The 22,688-nt window shown below is 73.2% G+C and carries 24 protein-coding genes; 10 read left to right on the top strand and 14 right to left on the bottom strand.

Annotated features, from left to right (window positions below; all coding sequences use genetic code 11):
- The first annotated feature begins 73 nt into the window (after window positions 1-73).
- Both KUM40_RS29305 and KUM40_RS29300 read left to right on the top strand, forming a co-directional pair.
- Complete coding sequence (locus KUM40_RS29305; RefSeq protein ID WP_217169204.1) at window positions 74-1,876, top strand: thiamine pyrophosphate-requiring protein; 1,803 nt, start codon at window positions 74-76, stop codon at window positions 1,874-1,876.
- Window positions 1,873-2,916, top strand: coding sequence for an SDR family oxidoreductase (locus tag KUM40_RS29300; RefSeq protein ID WP_217169203.1), 1,044 nt, complete (start codon window positions 1,873-1,875; stop codon window positions 2,914-2,916). Before KUM40_RS29305 ends, KUM40_RS29300 begins: the two co-directional genes overlap by 4 nt.
- An 11-nt stretch (window positions 2,917-2,927) precedes the next feature.
- Here the strand turns inward: KUM40_RS29300 and KUM40_RS29295 are convergent, their stop codons facing one another.
- Window positions 2,928-3,731 carry a ribonuclease BN gene (locus KUM40_RS29295; protein WP_217169202.1) on the bottom strand — a complete coding sequence of 268 codons (804 nt, stop codon included), beginning with the start codon at window positions 3,729-3,731 and terminating at the stop codon, window positions 2,928-2,930.
- Window positions 3,732-3,915: 184 nt separating this feature from the next.
- Between KUM40_RS29295 and KUM40_RS29290 the strand changes: the two genes are divergently transcribed.
- Complete coding sequence (locus tag KUM40_RS29290) at window positions 3,916-5,079, top strand: enolase C-terminal domain-like protein (protein WP_217169201.1); 1,164 nt, start codon at window positions 3,916-3,918, stop codon at window positions 5,077-5,079.
- 23 nt (window positions 5,080-5,102) lie between these two features.
- Here KUM40_RS29290 and KUM40_RS29285 read toward each other — a convergent pair whose 3' ends face one another.
- The 8 genes from KUM40_RS29285 to KUM40_RS29250 all read right to left on the bottom strand — a co-directional run bounded on the left by KUM40_RS29285 (window position 5,103) and on the right by KUM40_RS29250 (window position 11,993).
- Window positions 5,103-5,504 (bottom strand): hypothetical protein, encoded by a 402-nt coding sequence (locus KUM40_RS29285; RefSeq protein WP_217169200.1) that lies wholly within the window; start codon window positions 5,502-5,504, stop codon window positions 5,103-5,105.
- A 108-nt stretch (window positions 5,505-5,612) separates the two neighbouring features.
- Window positions 5,613-6,842 (bottom strand): cytochrome P450, encoded by a 1,230-nt coding sequence (locus KUM40_RS29280; protein WP_217169199.1) that lies wholly within the window; start codon window positions 6,840-6,842, stop codon window positions 5,613-5,615.
- Window positions 6,839-8,080, bottom strand: a complete 1,242-nt coding sequence (locus KUM40_RS29275; RefSeq protein WP_217169198.1) for a cytochrome P450 — start codon at window positions 8,078-8,080, stop codon at window positions 6,839-6,841. The genes KUM40_RS29280 and KUM40_RS29275 overlap by 4 nt, the downstream gene beginning before the upstream one ends.
- Window positions 8,077-8,718, bottom strand: coding sequence for an ATP/GTP-binding protein (locus KUM40_RS29270; protein ID WP_217169197.1), 642 nt, complete (start codon window positions 8,716-8,718; stop codon window positions 8,077-8,079). Before KUM40_RS29270 ends, KUM40_RS29275 begins: the two co-directional genes overlap by 4 nt.
- The gene (locus KUM40_RS29265) at window positions 8,699-9,046 is read right to left on the bottom strand and encodes a DUF742 domain-containing protein (protein ID WP_217169196.1); all 348 of its coding nucleotides are present in this window, start codon (window positions 9,044-9,046) and stop codon (window positions 8,699-8,701) included. Before KUM40_RS29265 ends, KUM40_RS29270 begins: the two co-directional genes overlap by 20 nt.
- Complete coding sequence (locus KUM40_RS29260) at window positions 9,043-9,450, bottom strand: roadblock/LC7 domain-containing protein (RefSeq protein ID WP_217169195.1); 408 nt, start codon at window positions 9,448-9,450, stop codon at window positions 9,043-9,045. The genes KUM40_RS29265 and KUM40_RS29260 overlap by 4 nt, the downstream gene beginning before the upstream one ends.
- Window positions 9,447-11,111, bottom strand: a complete 1,665-nt coding sequence (locus tag KUM40_RS29255) for an ATP-binding protein (RefSeq protein WP_217169194.1) — start codon at window positions 11,109-11,111, stop codon at window positions 9,447-9,449. Before KUM40_RS29255 ends, KUM40_RS29260 begins: the two co-directional genes overlap by 4 nt.
- A 189-nt stretch (window positions 11,112-11,300) precedes the next feature.
- On the bottom strand, window positions 11,301-11,993 hold the full coding sequence (locus KUM40_RS29250; RefSeq protein WP_217169193.1) for a GAF and ANTAR domain-containing protein: 693 nt from the start codon (window positions 11,991-11,993) through the stop codon (window positions 11,301-11,303).
- Between the two features lie 98 nt (window positions 11,994-12,091).
- Between KUM40_RS29250 and KUM40_RS29245 the strand changes: the two genes are divergently transcribed.
- The gene (locus tag KUM40_RS29245) at window positions 12,092-12,580 is read left to right on the top strand and encodes a MarR family winged helix-turn-helix transcriptional regulator (RefSeq protein WP_217169192.1); all 489 of its coding nucleotides are present in this window, start codon (window positions 12,092-12,094) and stop codon (window positions 12,578-12,580) included.
- On the top strand, window positions 12,577-14,343 hold the full coding sequence (locus tag KUM40_RS29240; RefSeq protein WP_217169191.1) for an MFS transporter: 1,767 nt from the start codon (window positions 12,577-12,579) through the stop codon (window positions 14,341-14,343). The genes KUM40_RS29245 and KUM40_RS29240 overlap by 4 nt, the downstream gene beginning before the upstream one ends.
- Before the next feature lie 13 nt (window positions 14,344-14,356).
- On the opposite strand, the gene KUM40_RS29235 is transcribed toward KUM40_RS29240, so the two are convergent.
- Together KUM40_RS29235 and KUM40_RS29230 are read right to left on the bottom strand one after the other, a co-directional pair.
- Window positions 14,357-15,001, bottom strand: coding sequence for a response regulator transcription factor (locus KUM40_RS29235; RefSeq protein ID WP_217169190.1), 645 nt, complete (start codon window positions 14,999-15,001; stop codon window positions 14,357-14,359).
- Complete coding sequence (locus tag KUM40_RS29230) at window positions 14,998-16,206, bottom strand: sensor histidine kinase (protein ID WP_217169189.1); 1,209 nt, start codon at window positions 16,204-16,206, stop codon at window positions 14,998-15,000. Before KUM40_RS29230 ends, KUM40_RS29235 begins: the two co-directional genes overlap by 4 nt.
- Window positions 16,207-16,432: 226 nt before the next feature.
- On the opposite strand from KUM40_RS29230, the gene KUM40_RS29225 reads away from it, so the two are divergent.
- Together KUM40_RS29225 and KUM40_RS29220 are read left to right on the top strand one after the other, a co-directional pair.
- A complete protein-coding gene (locus KUM40_RS29225) occupies window positions 16,433-17,521 on the top strand; it encodes an ABC transporter permease (RefSeq protein ID WP_217169188.1) in 1,089 nt (362 codons plus the stop codon).
- Entirely contained in the window at window positions 17,518-18,204 is a 687-nt protein-coding gene (locus KUM40_RS29220) for an ABC transporter ATP-binding protein (protein WP_217169187.1), read from the top strand. The genes KUM40_RS29225 and KUM40_RS29220 overlap by 4 nt, the downstream gene beginning before the upstream one ends.
- Before the next feature lie 8 nt (window positions 18,205-18,212).
- On the opposite strand, the gene KUM40_RS29215 is transcribed toward KUM40_RS29220, so the two are convergent.
- Window positions 18,213-18,662: a hypothetical protein gene (locus KUM40_RS29215; protein ID WP_217169186.1), complete on the bottom strand. Its 450-nt coding sequence runs from the start codon at window positions 18,660-18,662 to the stop codon at window positions 18,213-18,215.
- A 144-nt stretch (window positions 18,663-18,806) separates the two neighbouring features.
- Here KUM40_RS29215 and nsrR point away from each other — a divergent pair, with 144 nt between their 5' ends.
- Window positions 18,807-19,253, top strand: coding sequence for a nitric oxide-sensing transcriptional repressor NsrR (gene nsrR, locus KUM40_RS29210; RefSeq protein WP_217169185.1), 447 nt, complete (start codon window positions 18,807-18,809; stop codon window positions 19,251-19,253).
- A gap of 81 nt (window positions 19,254-19,334) precedes the next feature.
- Entirely contained in the window at window positions 19,335-20,531 is a 1,197-nt protein-coding gene (locus KUM40_RS29205; protein WP_217169184.1) for a globin domain-containing protein, read from the top strand.
- Between the two features lie 33 nt (window positions 20,532-20,564).
- On the opposite strand, the gene KUM40_RS29200 is transcribed toward KUM40_RS29205, so the two are convergent.
- Window positions 20,565-20,915, bottom strand: a complete 351-nt coding sequence (locus KUM40_RS29200) for a hypothetical protein (RefSeq protein WP_217169183.1) — start codon at window positions 20,913-20,915, stop codon at window positions 20,565-20,567.
- A 167-nt stretch (window positions 20,916-21,082) separates the two neighbouring features.
- On the opposite strand from KUM40_RS29200, the gene KUM40_RS29195 reads away from it, so the two are divergent.
- Window positions 21,083-21,832, top strand: coding sequence for an adenosylcobinamide amidohydrolase (locus KUM40_RS29195; protein ID WP_217169182.1), 750 nt, complete (start codon window positions 21,083-21,085; stop codon window positions 21,830-21,832).
- Here the strand turns inward: KUM40_RS29195 and snpA are convergent.
- Complete coding sequence (gene snpA / locus KUM40_RS29190; RefSeq protein WP_217169181.1) at window positions 21,823-22,506, bottom strand: snapalysin; 684 nt, start codon at window positions 22,504-22,506, stop codon at window positions 21,823-21,825. The genes KUM40_RS29195 and snpA overlap by 10 nt on opposite strands.
- Window positions 22,507-22,688 lie beyond the last annotated feature (182 nt).

The following is a 22,688-nucleotide window of genomic DNA, read 5'->3' as shown; positions in this document are numbered from 1 at the left end:
AGCCGGTTTGGGGGCGGCCGGGAGGGTAACCCCACAAGCCGACCGTTGTCCCCCCAACGCCTGGGAGAGTTCCATGACCCAAGTCGCCGACTATGTGCTCCAGCGCCTGTCCGAGTGGGGCGTCCAGCGGGTGTACGGCTATCCGGGCGACGGCATCAACGGTCTGCTCGGTGCCTTCGACCGGGCCGACGGTGACCCGGAGTTCATCCAGGCGCGGCACGAGGAGATGGCCGCCTTCATGGCGTGCGGCCACGCCAAGTTCACCGGCGAGGTGGGCTGTTGCGTCGCCACGTCGGGGCCGGGCGCCGTGCACCTGCTCAACGGCCTGTACGACGCGAAGCTGGACCACCAGCCCGTGGTGGCGGTGGTCGGCCAGCAGAAGCGGCTGTCGCTGGGCACCCACTACCAGCAGGAGATCGCCCTCGACCAGTTGTTCGCGGACGTGTCCGAGTACTGCCAGATGGTCGTGCACCCGGGCCAGGCCCGGCACGTGATCGACCGGGCCTTCAAGACCGCGCTGACCACCCGGAGCGTCGCCACGATCATCATCCCGGGTGACATCCAGGAGGAGGAGGCCCAGCCGTCCCCGCCCAGGGAGCACGGTTCCGTCTTCTCCAGCGTCGGCTGGAGCCGGCCGCGGATCCTGCCCGACCTCGACGAGCTGCGCAGGGCCGCCGACGTCCTCAACGCGGGCGACAAGGTCGCCATGCTGGTCGGCCAGGGCGCGGCGAACGCGGAGGCCGAGGTGAGGGAGGTCGCCGAACTGCTCGGCGCCGGCGTCGCCAAGGCCCTGCTCGGCCGCGAGGTCCTGCCCGACGACCTGCCCTACGTCACCGGACCCATCGGCCTGCTGGGCAGCAAGGCCAGCGACAACATGATCCAGGGCTGCGACACCCTGCTCATGGTCGGCAGCAGCTTCCCGTACTCGGAGTGGCTGCCCGAGGAGGGGCAGGCCCGGGGCGTCGAGATCGACATCGACGGCCGCATGATCGGCATCCGCTACCCCATGGACGCCCACCTCGTCGGCGACTCCAGGGAGACGCTGCGCGCGCTGATCCCGATGCTCCGGCGCAAGGAGGACCGCGGCTGGCGGGAGAAGATCGAGAAGGACGTCCGGGAGTGGCACGACCTGTGCGACCGCTGGGCGGGCGAGCACTTCGGCAAGACGATCAACCCCCAGGCCGTCGCCGCCGAACTGTCGCCGCGACTGCCGGACGACGTCATCCTGACGGCCGACTCCGGCTCGGGCACCAACTGGTGGGCACGCCACCTCATGCTGCGCGACGGGATGCGGGCCTCGCTGTCCGGCACCCTCGCCACGATGGGCCCCGGGACGCCGTACGCCGTCGCGGCGCGGTTCGCGTACCCCGAACGGCCGGTGATCGCCTTCATCGGGGACGGCGCGTTCCAGATGAACGGCATGAACGAGATGATCACCGTCAAGCGGTACCTCGACCGAATGTCCGGGTCGGCCCCGCTCATCTTCTGCGTGTTCAACAACCAGGACCTCAACCAGGTCACCTGGGAGCAGCGCGCCATGGCCGGCGACCCCAAGTACCCCGGCTCCCAGGACATCCCGGACGTCCCCTACGCCGCCTACGCCGAACTGCTGGGCCTCAAGGGCATCGTCTGCGACGACCCCAAGAAGGTCGGCTCCGCCTGGGACGAGGCGCTCGCCGCCGACCGGCCCGTGGTCCTGGAGTTCAAGGTCGACGCGGAGATCGCGCCGATCCCGCCGCACATCATGAAGGACCAGGGCAAGAAGGCCGTCAAGGCCGCGCTGCACGACCCGGAGGCCACCGGCATCGCCACCAGGGGCGTACGCCAGAAGCTCACCGAGTACGCCGGGCACCTCCCCGGCCGGGGCAGGAAGTGAGCGGCGCCCGCCGCCGCGGGGCGGACGGCACCGAGGTCGTCGTCGTCACCGGCGCGACCGGCGGCGTCGGCCGGGCCACCGCCCGGGCCTTCGGCGCCCGCGGCGCCTCGGTGGCCCTGCTCGCGCGGGGCGAGTACGCCCTTCAGCGGGCGGCCGAGGAGGTCCGCGAGGCGGGCGGACACGCGCTGCCCCTCGCCGTGGACGTCGCCGACGCGCCCGCCGTGGACGAGGCGGCCGCCCGGATCGAGGAAGAACTCGGCCCGATCGACGTGTGGGTGAACGCCGCGTTCTCGACCGTCTTCGCACCCGTGGCGGAGGTCAGGCCCGAGGAGCTGAAGCGCGCCACCGAGGTGACCTACTTCGGCTTCGTCCACGGCACCCAGGCCGCCCTGCGGCACATGACGCCGCGCGATCGCGGCACCATCGTCCAGGTCGGCTCGGCCCTGGCCGAGCGCAGCGTCCCGCTCCAGGCCGTGTACTGCGGGGCCAAGCACGCCATCCAGGGGTTCACCGAGTCGCTGCGCTGCGAGCTGCTGCACGACCGCAGCGGGGTGCGGGTCACCATGGTCCAGATGCCGGGACTCAACACGCCCCAGTTCAGTTGGGTCCTCACCCGGCTGCCCCGCCATCCGCGCCCGGTGGCCCCCGTCTACCAGCCCGAGGTCGCCGCCGGGGCGGTGCTGTACGCCGCGGACCACCCCGAGCGGCGCGTGTACTGGGTCGGCGGCTCCACCGTCGCCACGCTCCTTGGCCAGAAGCTCGCCCCGGGACTCCTGGACCGCTATCTGGCGCGCACCGGCTACGACGGACAGCAGACGGACCGGGCCGTCGACCCGTCACGGCCGGTCAACCTCTGGAAGCCGCCGGACGACACCGCCCCCGACGACTACGGAGCCCACGGCGTCTTCGACGACGAGGCCCACCCGCGCAGCCTCCAGTTCTGGCTCTCCCGCCACCGGCGGCCGCTCGCCCTGGCCACCGCGGTGACCGGGGCGGCCGCCGCCCTGGTCACCGGCGGCCTGCGCCGGCGCGCCGGTTGACCGCCCTCGGGTCAGTCCGGCTCCCGGTCGATGGCGCGGGTCCACCAGTGGTGCTCGCAGAACCAGTGCCCGACCATCGAGCCGCCGAAGACGACGAACCCGACCCCGATCAGCCAGGACTCCACCACCAGCACGATGCCGACCGTGCCGTAACTGAACGCGTTGTCCAGGATGAGCGGCGTGAAGACGAGATACGAGAAGCCGCGCAGGCCGATCAGGCCCACCATCGTGGCGAGCGCCCCCGGCAGGAGGTCCCGCCAGCGGACCTGGCCGCCCAGCAGGAAGTGCTGGCCCCACCAGAAGAACAGCATGCCGCTGGCGGTGGACAGCGCGATCCGCGCCGTCCCGTGCAGCGCGGTCCGCGTCTGCACCTCCTGGTAGAGGTAGGCGGTCAGCAGGACCACCCAGGCCATCTGGCGCCAGATGCGGTGCCACGGGCCGGAGGGCAGTCCCCAGATGCGCTCGTAGCCGTTCTGGACGCTCGCCGCGAAGGACACGCCGAACACGGCGAGCAGGATGCCGCCCCACACGCTCGTGGTGCCGACGACCTTGGGCGGCGGGCTGAAGATGTCGGTCAGTACGCGGGCCGACCGGCCGGACAGCCCCATGCCGTCGGCCAGCCACGACGCGAAGCCGCCGCGTCCCAGCGGGTCGGCCGCGGCCACCACGATCAGCAGCGGCGCCAGCGTGACCAGGGCGAGCGTGGCGAAGCCCATGGCCCGGTGCATCAGCTCCAGCTCCCGGCCGCGCCGGACGAGAGCGGACGCGGCCAGCCGGTCCCACACGCGGTGGAACGGCCGCCACAACCGGTTCACGGGTGCTCCTCGGGCGTCCTTTCGATGGCTCGCGGACGGAGAACTGAGTGACCCGGGGGCGCCCCGGGCAAACGTCGGCCCACCCGGACGGCCCGCGAATGGACCGGACGGCGCGGGGAACCGGCCCGGGGAAACCGGCCTGCCCGGAGAACCAGCCCGAGTAAGCGAGGCGAGGGAGTACGCGATGACGTCCGCAACCGGCTTCGACGCGAACGCGCTGGACGACCGCGTGGTCGACGCGGTCGACGTGCACGCCTTCGAGGTCCCCACCGACGGCCCGGACGGCAGGGAGCAGGACGGCACCCTCGAGTGGGACTCCACGACCCTGGTCCTCGTACGGGTCCACGCCGGCGGCAGAACCGGCCTCGGCTACACCTACGGGGACGTCTCCGTGGCGTCCTTCGTGCACTCCGTGCTCGCGCCGGTCGTCAAGGGCGCGCCGGTCTCCTCGCCGCCCGCGCTGTGGGAACGGATGGGGGCGCGGATGCGCAACGCCGGCCGCCCCGGCGTCGGGGCCATGGCCCTGTCCGCCGTCGACGTGGCGCTGTGGGACCTCAAGGCACGGCTGCTCGGGATCGCGCTGGTCCACCTCCTGCCGGCCCACCACGACCAGGTGCCCGTCTACGGCAGCGGCGGCTTCACGAACTACCCGCTGGACCGCCTCACCGGCCAGCTCGCCGGCTGGGTCGAGCAGGGCATCGGGCGCGTGAAGCTGAAGACCTCACGGGAACCGGGGGCCGACCCGCGGCGCCTGACCGCCGTACGCCGGGCGGTGGGCGACGGGCCGGAACTGTTCGCCGACGCCAACGGGGCGCTCGGCCGCAAGGAGGCCCTGTACTGGGCGCACAGGTTCCACGACGAGTGGGACGTGCGCTGGTTCGAGGAGCCGGTCGGCTCGGCCGACCTGGAGGGACTGCGGATGCTGCGCGAACGGGGCCCGGCCCGGCTCGAGATCACCGCGGGGGAGTACGCCTTCACCGCCCAGGACTTCGCCAACCTCACCGAGGGACCGGCGGGACCGGCCGTCGACTGCCTCCAGGCCGACGTCACCCGGTGCGGCGGCGTCACCGGCGTGCTGGAGGTCGCCGGTCTGTCGGCCGTCCGGCACCTCGACCTGTCCGCGCACTGCGCCCCCGCGGTGTCCGCCCACGCCTTCTGCGCCGTGCGCCGGCTGCGGCACCTGGAGTACTTCCACGACCACGTGCGCGTCGAGCGGCTGCTGTTCGACGGCACCCTGTCGCCCGAAGGCGGCTGGCTGCGCCCCGACACCGGGCGGCCCGGCCTCGGCCTGGACGTCAGATGGGCCGACGCGGAGCCCTACCGCGTGTACGGGAGCCGCCCGTCCTGACCGGGACCGGAGTCGAACCGGGGTCAGGGGTCCGTGCGCTGCTGCTCGCGCATGCGCTCGTTGTGCCAGGCGACGGCGGCGCGGATCTGGGGCTCCTGGAGGCCCGTGCGGCAGCCGAGCTGGTCCATGGAGGCGGCCGGCGGCCCGGTGGTCAGGGCCCGCGTGAGCTTCGCCGCCCACAGCTCCTCGTCCACGAAGGGCCGGTGCGCGTACCCCTCCTTGATCACGTCGAAGTGCTCGTCCGAGCACGTGGTGATGAGCCGCAGCCCGTCGAACCACTCGTTGGTGGCGTGCGCCGAGGACGAGTCCGGCACGTAGCCGCTCACGGACTCGTCCTCGGGAAAGACCCTGGCACACAGGTCGCACAGCTCCACGGGGACCGGCTCGGCGGTCCGGCGGCCCTTCCTGCCCTTGCGCTTCCACATGACGACTCCCGGGGGTCGGCGTCCGGAATGCCGGAGTTACCCGCAGGGCGGGGAGCAAACGCCCCGCGGGTGAGGGGACCGTCGTGGCCCCGGCCGCCCCGGACGCCGTTACGCCAGCCTGACCGGCAGCTCGAACAGGTCGTTCTGCGTGACCACCGGCTTGTTGCGCAGCTCCGCGGCCGGCACCGCCAGGTCCAGGTGCGGGAAGCGGGCGTAGAGCGCGGGGAGCGCCACGCCGGCCTCCATCCGGGACAGGGCCGCGCCGGGGCACACGTGCGGTCCGTGACCGAAGGAGATGTGCCGGTTCTCCGACGTGCGGGTGATGTCGAACCCGCCCGCCGTCGGACCGTGCGCCCGCTCGTCGCGGCCCAGCGCGCCGTACGACACGATCAGCGCGTCCCCGGCGGGTATCACCCGGTCGCCGACCGGGACATCCTCGGTCGCGAACCGGATCAGCACGTGCGAGGTCGGCGTCGAGAAGCGCAGCGTCTCCTCGATCACCGCGGACCACTCCGCCTCGCCCGAGAGCACCAGGGCCCGCTGCTCGGGATGCGTGGACAGGTTGACCACGGAGTTCGCGAGGAGCGAGATCGTCGTCTCGTGCCCGGCGGCCACCATGAGCTGGAGGGTGGAGACGATCTCCGCGTCGGTGAGGTGATCGCCGTCCTCGGACGCCTGGATCAGCGCGCTCGTCAGGTCGTCACCGGGCGCGGCGCGCTTCGCCGCGACCGTGTCGCCCATGACCGAGGCCAGCTCTGTGAGGGTCGCGAGGACCTCCTCGGGCGGGGTCTGCGTCGAGAAGAACTTCTCGAACAGCTCCTTCAGGCGCGGCAGCCGCGCCTCCTCGATGCCCATCAGGTCGGCGATGACGTACATCGGCAGCGGGTAGGCGAAGGCCGCCTTGAGGTCGACGACACCGGCGTCCGCGTCCGCGGCCAGCTCGTCGAGCAGCCGGTCGGTCAGCTCGGTGATCCGCTCCCGCATGTGTTCCACCCGGCGCACGGTGAGCGCCTGCGCCACGAGCGTACGCAGCCTGCGGTGCTCGGCGCCGTCCACCGTGAGCATCGAGCGGCCCGGGTTGGCCAGCCCGATCAGCGGCCAGTCGGCGGGTATCTCGCCGCGCTGCCAGGCGCCCCACACGTTGATGTCCTTGACCAGACGCGGATCCGTGAGCAGGGCCCTGGCCTCCGCGTGGTGCGTGACCGCCCAGACGGGCACGCCGCCCGGCAGCTCCACGGCGGCGAGCGGTCCGGCGGCGCGCAGCCGCGCGCTCTCACCGTCGAGGTCGGTGACGAACGGGTCCAGCGGGATCCGGGCTTCTTCGGTGCCGGTCGTCATGCTGACGTGCCTCCCAGGGCAGTGGTCGGGGTGAACCGCACGGGCAACTCGGTCAACCCCCGCAGCCAGGGCGAGGGACGACGGGTGAGGGACCCGGCGGGCACCGCCAGGTCGATGTCCGGCAGCCGGTCGAGGACGACCTCGATGCCCGTACGCGCGATGACCTCGGCGACCTCCTGCGCGGGGAACGGGCAGCGGTGCTCGCCGTGGCTGAAGGAGAAGTGCGCGTTGTTGCCTCCGGTGAGCGCGGCGCCGTCGGTGCGGACCTGCGGGTCGGAGTTGGCGCCCTGCAGGCCGAGCAGCACCAGGTCGCCGGCGCGGATGTGGCGGCCGCCGAGCCGGGTGTCGCGAGAGGTCCAGCGGCCGGCGATGTTCTGCGAGGGAGTGTCCTCCCACAGCACCTCGTTCATGGCCTCGGCGACACTGTTGCGGCCGCCGAACAGCGAGGCGGCGAAACGGTCGTCGGTCAGCATCAGGCGCAGCGAGTTGCCGATCCAGTCCGCCGTCGGCTGGTGGCCCGCGGCCAGCATCACCATGAGGTCCTGGATGACCTCCTCCTCGCTGAAACCGCCGCTGTCGGTCAGCATCCGGGAGGCGACGTCGTCGGCGGGCGCCGCCTTCCGGTCGGCGAGGAGCCGCGCCATCGACGTGCCGAGATGCGTCTGCCCTGCGATGGCCCGCTCCCGGCCGTCGATCATGTCGTTGAGGGCGGTGACCAGCGCGGGACCCTCCTCGTCGGAGAAGCCGAACAGGTGGGCCAGGACCCGGACCGGCAGCAGCATGGCGTAGTCGCCCACGAGGTCCGCCTCGCCCTTGGCGCAGAGCCGGTCGACGAGTTCGTCGGCGAACCGTTCGGCGTGGCCGCGCAGGACGTGCGGGTCGACGGCCTCCAGCGCATTGCTGATCATGGCGGCGCGTTCGCGGTGCCGCTCGCCGACCGTGTACAGGATCGACGGCTGCTTGCGGCCGATCATCGGCAGCAGCGGCCAGTCGTCGGGGATGTTCTCCCACTGGTTCCACAGGTCCGAGTCCCGGCTGAACAGCACCGGATCGCCGGTCACCTGGTGCAGCTCGCGGTAGCCCAGCACCAGCCAGGCCGGGACGTCCCCGTCCAGGAGTACGGGCGTGACGGCGCCGTGCTCGCGCCGCATCTGCCGGTACAGCAGGGCGGGTTCGGTCTGGAACCGGGGGCCGCCGAGCGGCACGGCGTCCTTGGCGTCGGCGGCTTCGGTGCTCACACGAACTCCTGTCGGGGCGGGGCGGCTTGGCCGGTGTAGCGGGCCCGCAGGTGCTCGACCAGCGCGATCAGCACCTGCTTGCTGGACTCGCGGGACCTGGCGTCGCAGGAGACCAGCGGTACCAGCGGGTCCAGGTCGAGGGCCTCCCGGACGGCCTCGGGCGAATGCTCCGGGCCGCCGAAGTCGTTGCAGGCCACGATGAACGGCGTGCCGTGGTGCTCCAGGCGGTCGATGGCGTACCAGGAGTCGTCGATGCGGCGGGTGTCGACCAGGACCACCGCGCCGAGGGTGCCGGAGAACAGCCGGTCCCACAGGAACCAGAACCGCTCCTGGCCGGGCGCGCCGAACAGGTACAGCACGTTGCGCGTGTCGAGGCTGATGCGGCCGAAGTCGAAGGCGACGGTCGTCGCGGTCTTGCCGCGCACCTCGCTGGTGTCGTCGACCGCCTCGCCGGCCTGCGTCATCGTCTCCTCGGTGTTGAGGGGACGTATCTCGCTGACCGAGCGGACCATGGTCGTCTTGCCGACGCCGAACCCGCCCACGACCACGATCTTCAGGCCGTTGTCGGCGGACGCACCCAGCGGGGTGCGCGCCGGGGTGCGTGCTGGGGTACGGGCGTCAGAGATTGCGGAGTCCAACGAGCACCTGCTCCAGGATGTCGGGATCGGGGACGGCTGCGGTGTACGGGTGGCGTGCGCTCACCCGGCCGGCGGCGTGCAGGTCGGAGAGCAGGATCTTGGTGATGCTCACCGGGAGCCGCAGTTCGGCGGCGATCTCCACCACGGCCGTGGGGGCCTCGGTGAGCCTCAGGATCGCCGTGTGCTCCGACTGCATGCCGGGGGTCGGATCGCACTCGGCGACCACGAGGGTGACCAGGTCGAAGGGGTTGTCGGGGCCCGAACCGCTGCGTCCCTGGGTGACGGTGTACAGCCGGTCGGGTGCGTCGTCCCTGCCGGGGCGGCTCATGACGTGCGCGGCGGCGCGGTGAGGTGTTCGCCGAGCTGTTCGACGAGTTCGCTCATGTTGTGCCCGACGAGCCCCGCGTCCGCCTCCTCCGAGGTGACCACGGCGAGGTGCGCGCCCTCACCGGCCTCCACGATGAACAGGATTCCGCCGTAGAACTCGGTCATGGCGGAGCGCACCCCGCCGCTGCCGTCGCCGAACTCCACGGAGGCGCCGTGGGACAGCGACTGGATGCCGGCGGCGATGGCGGCCAGTTGATCGGCCTGGTCGACGGTGAGTTCCGGGGTGTGGCACAGCCTGAGTCCGTCACGGGACAGGACGAGCGCGTGCCGCGCGCCCGGCGTGCGCTCCAGGAGGCCCTCGATGAGCCAGGTGAGCTTCTCGTCGGCGGTGGTCGAGCCGGTCATGAAGTGGTGTCGCCTTCCGGGTGCGCGTGTGAGTGGGTCGGGTGGTCGGCGGCCGTCTCGGCCGGTTCGGCCGGTTCGGGTGCGGCGCCTGTGGTGGGCCGTACGGCCTGGCGGAAGCTGCTGAAGCGGGCCGCGCGTGTCTTCGCGTCGTCGGCGGGCGGCGCGGCGCGCGGCTCGGGGGCCCGGGTGGCGGCCCGGGCGCGTTCGGCGGCGGCGAGGGTACGGCCGCGACGGCGCTTGGGCAGCTCCGTGGACGGCTCGTTTGGCGCCTGGGCCCGGTCGGGGTCCAGGTCCGCCGACTCGTGGACGGCCGGTGGCTCGGCATCCGCGTCGACGGGGGCGGGCCCGGGCTCGGCGGCGGGCGGTGCGGGGGCGGGCGGCAGACCGGCCGGGGCCGCGGGGGAGGGGGAGGGGTCCGTGAGGGACGGGGCGGCCGAGGGACGGCCGGAGGCGGCGGGGCCGCTCAGGATGTCCTGCGGGACGAGCATCAGTACGCCCGTGCCCCCGCGCGCGGACGGCCGGAAGGACACCTTCAGCCCGTACTTGGCCGACAGGCGCCCCACCACGGCCAGGCCGAGCCGGGTGCCGGTCAGACCGCCGAGGGCCGCCGTCTCACCGGCCACCGCCTGCTGGGCCCGGCGCAGTTGCACCTCGCCCATCACCAGTCCGCTGTCCTCCACGGAGACGATGACCCCGGCCGGCACCGCCTCCACGTACACGTGGACCTCGGCCGTCGGCGGGGAGAAGTTGGCGGCGTTGTCGAGGAGTTCGGCCAGGGCGTGCATGACGCCCTCGGCGGCGTGTCCGGCGACCGCGGTGTCGCTGGCGGAGTGGACACGCACCCGCTGGTAGCCGGCGATGCGTCCCATGGCGCCGCGCAGAATGGACTCCATGCCGATGGGCCGTGCCCAACGGCGCCCGGAGCGGGCGCCGGTGAGGACGGCGACGGAGTCGGCTAGCCGGCCCGCCTGCGCGGTGCGGTGGTCGAGGTGGAGCAGGTCGGCCAGGACGTCCTCGTCGCTGTGCCGTTCCTCCATGGCGCGCAGGTCGGCGAGCATCCCGGTGGCCAGCGCCTGCATCCGGCCGGCCGCGTTCGCGGTCGCGGAGACGGCGGCGGCACGCTCACCGGTGGCCCCCTCGAGCCGGGCGCGCAGCCGGGCGGTCTCCTCGGCGAGCCGTGCGGCCTCCTGGGCCCGCTGGTCGGCCAGCCGCGCCCGCTCCTGCTCGAAACCGTCCGTGAGCCGCTCGCGCTCGCCGTCGAACCCGGCGATGAGCGCGGCCCGTTCGCGGTCGGCCTCCGCGGCGGCACGGGCCCGTTCACCGTCCGCCGCCGCGCGAAGACGCTCCTGGTCCTGGCGGGCCCGCTCCGCCAACCGCCCCCGCTCCTGGGCGAGAGAGTCCGCGTCCGTGCGGGCGGCCTCCAGCAGCCGGCGGGTGGCCCGCTCCGTGCGGACGGCGTGCACGGCCACCGTCACGGCCACGCAGAGCAGGATCGCCGCGGCGCTCGCGCCCAGGCCGAGCGGAAGGCGCACCGAGGAGGGCGCGGCGGCGACGGCGCCGCCGACGACGAGCGCCGCCACGACGGCGCACGGCAGGGCCACCGCCGCGAGGGCGCGGGGAGCGGGAGCGGGGCGGTCGCCGGGGCGGGCGGGCGCGGTCATCAATCGGGTCCTCGCCAGGCCGCGGGGGGCGGCCCTCGTGTCGTCCAACGGGGCGCGTGGGAGCGGAGAGCTTCACACGGCACTCAACTGGCGATCACTATACGAGGGTTCGTGATCGAAACGAGAGGAACTCGTTCAATCCTTGCCTGTTCTCTTGCATACACCCCTCAGAGCTCCCGCGTACACCGCTCAGGGCAGGGCGCCCCGCTCGCACACCCGCCGGGCCACGTCCCGGAGTTTGACGTTGTGGTCCTGCGAGTACCGGCGCAGGGTGGCGAACGCCTGGTCCTCGGTGAGGCGGTGACTGCCCATGAGGATGCCCATGGCCTCGCCGACGGTGTGGCGGGTACCGATGGCCTCCTGCAACTGGGCGTGCGTACGGGCGCTGGAGAAGGCGACCGCGGCATGGGAGGCCAGCAGCCAGCCGGCCGTCTCGTCGGCCTCGGTGAACGCGCCGGGCCGGTAGGAGTACAGGTTCAGTGCCCCGAGGTCCTCGTCCTCGGTGAACAGCAGGAACCCCATCATGCTGCCGAGGCCCAGCTCGCGGGCCTCGGGCACGTACTTGGGCCAGCGTCGCGCCTCGTCGGTGAAGTCGGCGATCCGGAACTGCCGCTGCCGCACCGTGGCGCGTGCGGCGTCGAAGCACGGCCCTTCCCTGACGCGCCCCTGCAGCGCGTCGCTGTCGACGACCACCTGGTCGGTGGGGGCGAGAGACTGCACCCGGTCGCCGCGCAGGATCAGGATGCCGGCGGCGTCGCAGTCCTCGACCAGTTCCGTGGCCGAAGCGGTGATCCGCTCCAGAGTGCCGTTCACCGACTCCTGGGCCAGCAGGTCACGTGCCAACGACGCCATCTGCTGTGCGAACCCGCGCCAGTAGTCCATGCCGTTTCCTCCCTTGTTCCCTGGAAGAGTTCCCCGGAGGTCGCCCGGCACAACAGGAAGAAGGGGACTCGAACCATCTTGTTTCACGTTACATCTAAATGCATAATGCGCTTATGGATGTGCCCATGGGTCCGGTACCACCCCCGCCCACGTCCCCGGACGACCTGATCATCGCCGTAGAGCAGATGATCCGGTACGTGCGGCAGAGCGCCCGGACCGGCGGTCTCAGCACCGCCGCCTCCTCGACGCTGGCCAGGCTGAGTCGTGAGGGTCCGCAGCGGCTGACCGAACTCGCCAGGGCCGAGGGCGTCTCCCAGCCGAACATGACCCAACTCGTCACGCGCCTGGAACGGGCGGGACTGGCCCGGCGCACCGCCGACGCCAGCGACGGCCGCGGCGTGCTCGTCGAGGTGACGTCCACCGGGCTGGAGATCCTCGCGCGGCGACGTGCCGAGCGGGCCGGGGCCCTCGATCAGCTCATGCAGGACATGACCGTCCCGGAGCGGCAGGCCACCACCACCGCGCTCCTGGCCCTGGCCCGGGTCATCCACAACCGTCAGGACACCCAGGAGGAACACCGCACATGAGCGCATCGCAAGGACCGGGCGCGCCACAGCGACAGGGCACGCCGCACGCCAGGACCGCCAGTCCGTTCCGGCAGCCCAAGGCCGTCTGGGCCGTCGCCTTCGCCTGTGTCATCTCCTTCATGGGCATCGGCCTGGTCGACCCGATCCTGCCCGCGCTGGCCGACAGCCTCGACGCCACCCCCAGCCAGGTCTCCCTGCTGTTCAGCAGCTACCTGGTCGTCACCGCCGTCGCCATGCTCTTCGTCGGCTGGGTCTCCAGCCACATCGGAGCCAAGCGCACCCTGGTCACCGGTCTCGCCGTCATCGTCGTCTTCGCCGCGCTGGCGGGCACCACCGACTCCATCAACGGCATCGTCGGCTTCCGGGCCGGCTGGGGACTGGGCAACGCCCTGTTCATCGCCACCTCCCTCGCGGTCATCGTGGCCTCCGCGAGCGGCGGCTTCGGCGGCGCGATCATCCTCTACGAGACCGCCCTCGGCCTCGGCATCGCCGTCGGCCCCCTGCTCGGCGGCGAACTCGGCGGCATCAGTTGGCGCGGCCCCTTCTTCGGCGTCGCCGCTCTGATGGCCATCGCCCTGATAGCCACCGTCGCCTTCGTCCCCGACCTGCCCAAACCCAAGCGGGTCACCTCACCGCTCGCCCCGCTCAAGGCACTGCGCCACCGCGGCCTGCTCACCATGGGCATCATGGCCCTGCTGTACAACTGGGGCTTCTTCACCATGCTCGGCTACGCCCCGTACCCGATGGAGCTGAACGCCCACGAACTCGGCCTCGTCTTCACCGGCTGGGGCCTGCTGGTCGCCGCCTTCAGCGTCTTCTTCGCCCCGCGCCTCCAGGCCCGCTACGGCACCGCACCGGTCCTCTACGCCAACCTCCTCGGCCTGAGCATCGTCATGGCCGTCATCGCGGCCGGCGTCACCGACCCCACCACCGTGATCGTCGCGGTCGTCGTCAGCGGCGCCTTCATCGGCATCAACAACACCCTCACCACCCAGGCCGTCATGCTCGTCTCGCCGGTCGAGCGCCCCGTGGCCTCCTCGGCGTACGGATTCCTCCGCTTCATCGGGGGCGGCCTGGCCCCCTACGTCGCCGGAAAGCTCGCCGACGCCACGGACCTGAGCGTCCCGTTCTACCTCGGCGCCGCCACCTTCCTGCTCGCCATCCCGGTCCTCGCCAGCGGCCACGGGCTGCTGCGCGAGGCCGAGAAGGGCGGGATCGACGGCGAGCCCGTCGCGCCGGCGCTCACCGCCGTCGGAGGCGCCGGCGGCCCGGCACCGGCCGGCGCGCGGCCCGTCGTCGTGGCCGTCGGTGCCCACCCGGAGGCGGCCGCCGTCGTCGACAGCGCGGCCCGTCTCGCCCGCGACACCGGCGGCCCGCTCGAGGTCGTCCACGTGCGGCAGACCGCCGTCGTCGAGGAACAGGCCGTCGACACCGAGACCGACGCGGAGGCCAAGGCCGCCGTCACCGCCCACCTGGACCGGCTGAAGGGGCTCGGCGTGGCCGCCACCGGTCAGGTCCTGCACGGCGTCGGCGACCACGCCGCCGCGGGCCGCCTCCTGGCCCGGCACGCCGCCGAGGTGGGGGCCCGCACGGTCGCGGTCGGCCGTTCGCCGCGCGGCCCGCTCACCCAGTTCGCCGACGACAGCTTCACCAGCGCCCTCACCCACGCCGCCACCTGCACCGTCGTCCTCGTCGACCCCGACGAGGAGCCGCGCCCCCTGACCGCGCGCTCCCTGACGGAGCTGCGCGCCGAGGCCCGCTGAGCCCCGGCCCGGTTCAGCGCCGGATGAGACCGAGGGCGCCGGCGGCGGCGACCGCGGCGGTGCGGGAGTCCACGTCCAGCTTGGCGTAGACGCGGGCCAGATGGGACTTGACCGTGCCCTCGGTCAGATGCAGCCGCTCGCCGATGTGCTGGTTGGACAGGCCCTCGGCGACCAGGGCGAGCACCTCGGTCTCACGGCGGGTCAGCGAGGTGTGCGGCTCCCGCAGGCGCGTCATGAGCCGGTCCGCGACCGTCGGCGCCAGGGCCGTGCGGCCCGTCGCGGCGGTGCGCACGGCGGCGGCGAGGTCCTCGGGCGGGGCGTCCTTGAGGAGGTAGCCGGTGGCACCGGCCTCGATGGCGGGCAGCGTGTCGGCGTCGGTGTCGTACGTCGTGACGATCAGGACGCGCGGCGCCCCGGGCCGGCCGGTGATCGCGGCCGTGGCCTGGGCGCCGGTCATGCCCCCGCCGAACCGCAGATCCATCAGGACGACGTCGATGTCGCCCCGCCCCGCCCGGTCGACGGCCTCCTCGGCGGTCGCGGCCTCGGCGGCCACGGTGATGCCCTCCTCGGTCTCCAGCACCGCGCGCAGCCCGGCGCGGACCACGGGGTGGTCGTCGGCGAGCAGCAGTCGGATCGGCTTCGGCGCGGTCTCGGTCACGGCTGGGCCTCGCGGTCGTCGTCGGTGGCGGGCGGCAGGGGGAGCCGCGCGGCGAGCGCGGTGCCGTGTCCGGGGGAGGTCTCGACGGCGAGCGTGCCGTCCAGGGCGTGCATACGGGCCCGCATCGCGGCCAGTCCGAAGCCCGCGCCCGTCGGACCGGGGGAGGACACCGCGCCGGGGTCGAAACCCGCCCCGTCGTCGGTGACGGCCAGGTCGACGGCGTCGTCCTGATAGCTCAGGGCCACCTCGGCGTGGCCGGCGCGGGCGTGCCCGACCGTGTTGGCCAGCGCGGACTGGGCGACGCGCAGCAGGGCGACCTCGTGCGCGGTGGGCAGGGGGCGGGGCCGGCCGGCGAGACGGAAGCGGACGTCGATCCCGTGCCGGTCGCCGGTGGTGGCGCACAGCCGGTCCAGCGCGTCGGAGAGGGTGGTGTCGTCCAGGGCCGGCGGGGAGAGGGCGGCGACGAACCGGCGGGCCTCGGCGAGATTGTCCATCGCCGTCTGCCGGGCCTGGCCCACATAGGTGGTCGCCGGTCCCGGCCGCTCGGGCAGCGCACGCTCCGCGGCCCGCAGCAGCAACTGGATGCTGGACAGCCCCTGGGCGAGGGTGTCGTGGATCTCCCGGGCGAGGCGCTGGCGTTCCTCCAGCACCCCGGCGGTCCGCTGGGCGTCGGCCAGGTCGGCCCGGGTGACGGTCAGCTCCTCGATGAGCCGGCGGCGCTGCTCGCTCTCCCGGTACAGCGCCTGGTAGCCCCACACCACCGCCACCGCGACGGCGGCCCCGAGCGTGGGGCCGATCACGGTGGCCGCCGTGAACGTGCCCTGGTGGGCGGAGAACCCGGTGACCGCCGCGACCGTCGTGCCGACCACCGCGATCAGCCCGGCACGGCGGGACAGCAGATGGAGCTGGACGAAGTACAGCGGGAACGCCAGCCAGACCCCCTCGGCGGACAGGGCCAGCAGCGCGAGCCACGCCGCGCCGACCGCCGCCAGCCACAGCGCGGCGGCGCGGCGGGAGGCGCGGACGGCGGGAAGCGCGGGGCCCACGGCGTACACCACCCCCACCGCCGCGGCCACGGCGAACACCGCGGGCGCGTGCGGCCGGTCGTCCGTCACCGCCCGCACCGCCGCCAGGGCGAGCAGACCGGCCACTAGCAGGTGCAGGCTCCAGGTCAGGGGCCGGGTGGTGGGAGTCAGAACGTTCACGGTCGTACCAGCCTACGGACCGTGCCGGGGCCGGGCATCTGTCGAAAGGTGCAAGCCGGGCCGCATCCTTCGGCCCCGGAAGTGCCCGCCCAGGAGCGATGCCCGCGAGGCCCCCGGGCGGCGACGGTGGGACACGTCGCCGATCCACCGGCGGTGCCTGTGCCCCACTCCCACCCACCGTTGTCCACGTTGTCCACCCACTGTTGTCGAAAGGCCGGGCGAAGACGTGTTTGTCGCCTTGAGAGACCTGACGTTCGCCAAGGGGCGGTTCGCCCTGATGGGCGTCGTCGTCGTACTGATCACCCTGCTGGTCGGGCTGGTGTCCGGGCTGACCGCCGGCCTGGCCCGGGAGAACGTCTCCGCCGTCACGTCCCTGCCCGCCGACCGGATCGCCTTCGCCGCGCCGAGCGGCGGCCAGGACCTGTCGTACGCGAACTCCACCGTCACCGAGGCGCAGTGGCTCCGGTGGGCGAAGGCGCCCGGCGTCCGCGGTGCCGAACCGCTGGGCATCACCACCACCAGGGCGGGCGCCGGTGACCGGAGCACCGGGGTGTCCGTCTTCGGCGTCCGGCCCGGCTCGCCTCTCGCACCGGACGGCGACCGGACCGACGACCGTACGGTGACGATCCCGCACACCGTCGCGGACGAACTCGGCGTCGGTGCGGGCGACACCCTCACCCTCGCCGGCCGGGAGCTGACCGTCGCCACCACCGACCGCGACGTCTCCTTCAGCCACACGCCCGTGGTGTGGACGAGCCTGCGCACCTGGCAGTCCGTCGCCCCGCCCACCGCCGCCGCCGACGGGCCCGTCGCGACGGTGATCGCCCTCGACACCGCCTCCGGAGCCGACCTCGCGGCGACGGACCGGGCGGCGGGCACCGAGACCGTGACGAAGGACGAGTCGCTCTCCGCGATCGGCTCCTACACCTCCGAGCACGGTTCGCTGCAACTCATGCGCGGCTTCCTGTTCGCCATCTCCGCCCTGGTCGTCGGGGCCTTCTTCACCGTGTGGACGATCCAGCGCGGCGGCGACATCGCCGTGCTGAAGGCCCTGGGCGCCACCACCGCCTCGCTGGTGCGCGACGCGCTCGGCCAGGCCGTCGTGCTGCTGGTCGGCGGCACCCTCGCCGGCACCGCCGCCGCCGTCGCGATCGGCGCCGCGCTCTCCGGCTCGGCCGTCCCCTTCGTCCTCACTCCCGCCACCGTCCTCGTTCCGGCCGCCGTCATGGTGCTCCTGGGCGGGCTCGGGGCGGGCCTCGCCGTCCGCCGCATCACCTCCGTGGACCCACTGACCGCCCTGGGGAGCGCCCGATGAGCCTGAGCCTGACCGACATCACCCTTACCTACCCCGACGGCGACGGTCGCCTGACCGCCCTCGACCGCGTCACCCTGGACGTTCCGAGGGGCGGCCTGACCGCCGTCATCGGCCCCTCGGGATCGGGCAAGTCCAGCCTGCTCGCCGTGGCCGCCACGCTGATCACGCCCGACTCCGGGACCGTCACCGTCGACGGCACCGACACCACCGGGATGAGCCGCGGGGAGCTGGCCGGCCTGCGCCGGCACCGGATCGGGATCGTCTTCCAGCAGCCCAACCTGCTGGCGTCGCTCACCGCGGCCGAGCAGCTCCAGGTGATGGCCCACCTCGACGGGCGCAGGGCGCGCGCCGCCCGGGGCCGGGCCCTGGAACTCCTCGACGCGGTGGGCCTCGCGGACCTGGCCGGCCGACGGCCCCACCAGCTCTCCGGGGGCCAGCGGCAGCGGATCAACATCGCCCGTGCCCTGATGAACGACCCCGGTGTGCTGCTCGTCGACGAACCCACCAGCGCCCTCGACCACGAGCGGGGCGCCGCCGTCATCGACCTGATCACCCGCCTCACCCGGGAGCGGGGCACCGCCACGGTGCTGGTCACCCACGACCACGCCCATCTGGCCGCGGCCGACCGGGTCACCGAGGTGTTCGACGGGCGCCTGGGCCTTGCCTCACCCACCGGGAGCTGACCGTGTGTTCAGCCGCGGTCGCCGGTGTCGTCGACGGGCCGCCTCAGCCGGTCGGCGGCTTGCGGCGACTGGATGCGCATACCGGGGCGCCGCCGGTGCACGGTCAGATACGTCACCCCGTCCGCCCCGGCGCGGACGGCCCGCGTCGAGCTGTGCGGCAGCCAGGTCAGGATGCCCGCGCGCAGCGGACGCTCGCCGTCGGTGCACAGGAGGGACGCCTCGCCGTCGAGGACGAGCAGCAGGACGTCGAGGTCCGGCTCGGTGTGCGTGTCCACCCGTCCCTCGGCGGGGAGGCGGACGACGTTGGCGTCGAGCTGCCGCCCGGGTTCCGCCAGTTTCCACAGGGCGCCGGCCGGCGTGTCGCCGCCGCGGGCCGCGAGCTCGGCGGTGTCGCACAGAACCCGGGGGAGGGGAGGGCCCGCCGCCCTGTCCGAGGTGCCGCTGTCTTCCGCTGCCATCAGGTGCCACCGTTCTCCAACTGTTCCTGTGTGCTGCCCCGTTGAGAAGGCGCCGCGGGTGCGGTCGGCCGAGTGACGCACTCCACAGGACCGGTACCCGAGGTAAAGGCGAATCTAGCATGCGTATTTGATAGCGTCCTGGCTGTGCGGCTGACGAAGTTCACCGACCTGGCGCTGCGTTCCGTGATGCGCCTCGCGGTCGTGAGAGACGGTGACGAACCACTGGCCACCCGAGAGGTGGCCGAGGTCGTCGGTGTGCCGTACACACACGCGGCGAAGGCCATCACCCGCCTCCAGCATCTCGGCGTGGTGGAGGCGCGGCGCGGTCGCGGCGGCGGGCTGACACTGACCGGCCTGGGGCGGTCCGCCTCCGTGGGCTGGCTGGTGCGCGAACTCGAGGGCGACGCCGAGGTGGTCGACTGCGAGGGCGGCAACCCCTGCCCGCTGCGCGGGGCCTGCCGGCTGCGCGGCGCGCTCCGCGACGCCCAGGAGGCGTTCTACGCCGCGCTCGACCCCCTGACCGTGACCGACCTGGTGGCCTCGCCGACCGGCCCGGTGCTGATCGGCCTGACGGACCGCCCCTCGGGGTGACGGGTGGCCCGCCGACGGGCCACCCGTCACCCCGAGTCGTGACCTAAAACACGAATATCATCTACCAATTAAGGAGTCGCTGTGCTCTCCGAACAGTCCGTTCCCGTGGTCCGAGCCACTCTTCCCGCCGTCGGAGCGGCCATCGGTGACATCGCCGACCTGTTCTACCGGAAGATGTTCGACGCCCACCCCGAGCTGCTGCGGAACCTGTTCAACCGAGGGAACCAGGCCAACGGCGAGCAGCAGCGTGCCCTGGCGGGCTCCGTCGCCGCGTTCGCCGGCATGCTGCTGGAACACCCCGACGAGCGTGCCGACGTGATGCTCTCCCGGATCTCGCACAAGCACGCCTCGCTGGGCATCACCTCCGACCAGTACACGATCGTCCACCGGCATCTGATGGCCGCCATAATCGACGTGCTCGGCGACGCCGTCACCCCCGAGGTCGCCCGCGCCTGGGACGAGGTCTACTGGCTGATGGCCAACGCGCTCATCGCCATCGAGGCCCGTCTCTACGCGCGGACGGGCGTCGCGGCCGGAGACGTCTGGCGCCCCATGGAGATCACCGACCGGGTCGAGGAGAGCGCCGACACCGTCTCCCTCGTACTGCGGCCGGCCGGCGACCGCGCCGCGGCACCCTTCCGTCCGGGGCAATACGTCAGCGTCCAGGTCGAACTGCCCGACGGCGCCCGGCAGATCCGCCAGTACAGCCTGTCCGCCGCGCCCGGCCGACCCGACTGGCGCATCACCGTCAAGCGCGTCCGGGGCGACGGGCGGCCGGACGGCGAGGTCTCCTCCTGGCTGCACGCGAACGCCCGCAAGGGTGACGTGCTCACCGTGTCCGCGCCCTTCGGCGACCTGGGCCTGGCGGAGGACCCCCGCCCGCTGCTGCTGGCCTCCGCGGGCATCGGCGTCACCCCCATGCTGGCCATGCTCGACCACCTGGCCGCCGCCGGCGCCGACCGCCCGGTGACCGTCGTCCACGCCGACCGCACCCCCGAGCACCACGCCCACCGGCAGGAGCAGCTCGACCTGATACGCGCGCTGCCCGACGCCCGGCTCCACCTGTGGTACGAGGAGCCCGGCGACCGGGCGCCCCAGGCGTCCGCCGGCCGCGCCGACCTCACCGGCCTCGAACTGCCCGAGGACCTCACGGTCTACCTGTGCGGCCCGGTGCCCTTCATGCGGGCCGTCCGCGGCGACCTGCTGAGCCGCGGGGTGCCCGCCGAGGCCATCCACTACGAGGTCTTCGGCCCCGACCTCTGGCTCGGACAGCAGTAACAGCGGGAGTGGCCGCACAATCGCGTACGGGCGTTAGGCCGCCGCGGTGAACGCGGTGCTGATGGCGGTGTCGACGCGGGCGTGCACGACCAGACGCGGACCCGAGGTGTCGGCGTTGTTCTCCAGCAGCCGCCGCACCGGCGCGCTGTGGGTCACGACGGACATCAGGACGCCGAGCCGGCCGCACCACTGGTGGGCCCGAAGCACGGCACTGACCGTGGTGTGGCCGGTGGCGCGCTCGGTCAGGACGATGACGACGGGGGTCGGCTGATGGGCGTCGACCAGGTTGGTGATGTGCGTGGTCAGCGTGGCCCGCCCGTCGATTCCCGGGTCCTGGTCCACCGTGATGACCAGGACCCCATGCTCCAGGGTGTGGGACAGCATCGCGGCCTCCGATCCGTCGCCCGATGGCGAAGTTGTGTTCAGTGAAGGTGCCGGGACCCGGGTGCGCAATGCGCCCCGCGACCGGACCGGGCGGCCCGCCGCCCAAACACCGGCACTGAGTACGATCGTCCGGCCCGCCCCGTCGATCGCCGCTGGGAGCCCCAACCGTGCCCGCCCCCCTCCTGCCCCCGCCCCGTACCGGGTCCCGCCTGCCGGCCCCGGAGCGCCTGACCCGGCTGGAGGACGGCGAACGGCTCCACGCCCTGCTGTGGCGTCCGGGGCCGGGCTGGCGCATGGTCAGCAGCGCCGTGCTGGGCGGCGGGCTCGGCGAACGCGCGTGGGTGCTCAACGCCCAGGTCGCCCACGGCTACCGGCGCACCGACCCCGCACGGCACCTGGCCGGCCTGGCCCGCACGGCCGGCGCCCGCGGGTCAGGGGTGGGCCTGATGACGGCCGCCGACGTGTCCGCCTTCGGCCGGGCGCGGGACGGCGGGGCCGAGGCCGTGGTGACCGCCGGCATCTCGGTCCGCGGCTGGGCGGCCTCGCCCGAGGAGGGCGCCACCGGAGCCGCACCGCCCGGGACGATCAACATCGTCGCCGCGCTGCCGGTCGCGCTGAGCGACGCCGCGCTGGTCAACGCGGTGATGACGGCGACCGAGGCCAAGGTCCAGGCGCTGCTGGACGCCGGTCTCGACTGCTCCGGCACCCCCACCGACGCCGTGTGCGTCGCCGCCCGCACCCCCGGCGACGGCGCGGAGACACATGCCTTCGCAGGCCCCCGTTCCGAGTGGGGCGCCCGGCTCGCCCGAGCCGTACACGGGGCCGTACGAGCCGCGCTCCCCGAGCACGGCACACGTGCGCGTGGGCGGCCCGGCCGGGCCGCCCACGCGGGTGTCCGCCTCGGTGGTCAGCGCTGAGAGGTCTTCTCCAGCGCCTTGTCGAGGGCCGCCTTGAAGCCGTTGGCCCAAAGCTGGTTCACCCGGCCGCGCTCGGCGGAGTTCGGGTACGGGTTGGTGCAGGACGGTCCGGGGCCGCCGCCCGACATCAACTCGCTGCACGGTCCCGAGTAGTGGTCGGGCAGACCGAGCACGTGCCCGGTCTCGTGGGCGGTCACGCGGGTCGAGTCGTACTGCTGGTTCTGCCGGTAGTCGAGGAAGATGTAGCCGCTGCCGTGCCCGTTCGTGGAGGCGTACGAGCCGCGCGCGTCGTTGCCCTCGTAGTAGGCGAAGTCCGCGCCGGAACTCGACTCCGCGAGCCGCACGTTGGAGACCGAGCTGTTCCATATCTGTGCGGAGCGCGATATCTGCGAGCGGAAGCTCGGCGCGTTGGTGGCGCTGTAGTAGACGGTGACGGACGCCGCCGACGTCGGGTTGGCGGCGCGCTTCTCGGCGACCGACTTGATGACCGCCTCGAAGAACGCCCGGTTGGCGGCGGCGTCCTCGCCCGAGCCGGCCGAGGGCGCGTAGCCCACGTGGGCGCCCTGGGCCGGGGTTTGGGGCACGGCGGCCGCCGCGGCGGGACCGGTGCCGAGCGCGGCCGCCGTCAGGCCGAGACCGACCGCGGTGGACAGCAGGGGCAGGCTGATACGCATCGATGACTCCTTGAGTGGGGGAGTGGGGAGAAGTCGTCACCGGTGAGTGTGGAGCGCCCATGAGCCCGCTGTGATGATGGCAAGGGGTGATAGGGCCGGGCTATCACCCACCGCCCGGCCACTTGTTGCGGCTTTGACCAGAGTGCAGAACTCGCCCTGATCCGCCGCCTTTTGTTCACCTG

Origin of the sequence: Streptomyces sp. AC512_CC834 (genome assembly GCF_019049325.1) — a bacterium.
In the GTDB taxonomy this organism is placed as follows: Bacteria; Actinomycetota; Actinomycetes; order Streptomycetales; family Streptomycetaceae; genus Streptomyces.
This window is presented reverse-complemented; position numbering and strand designations above follow the sequence as displayed.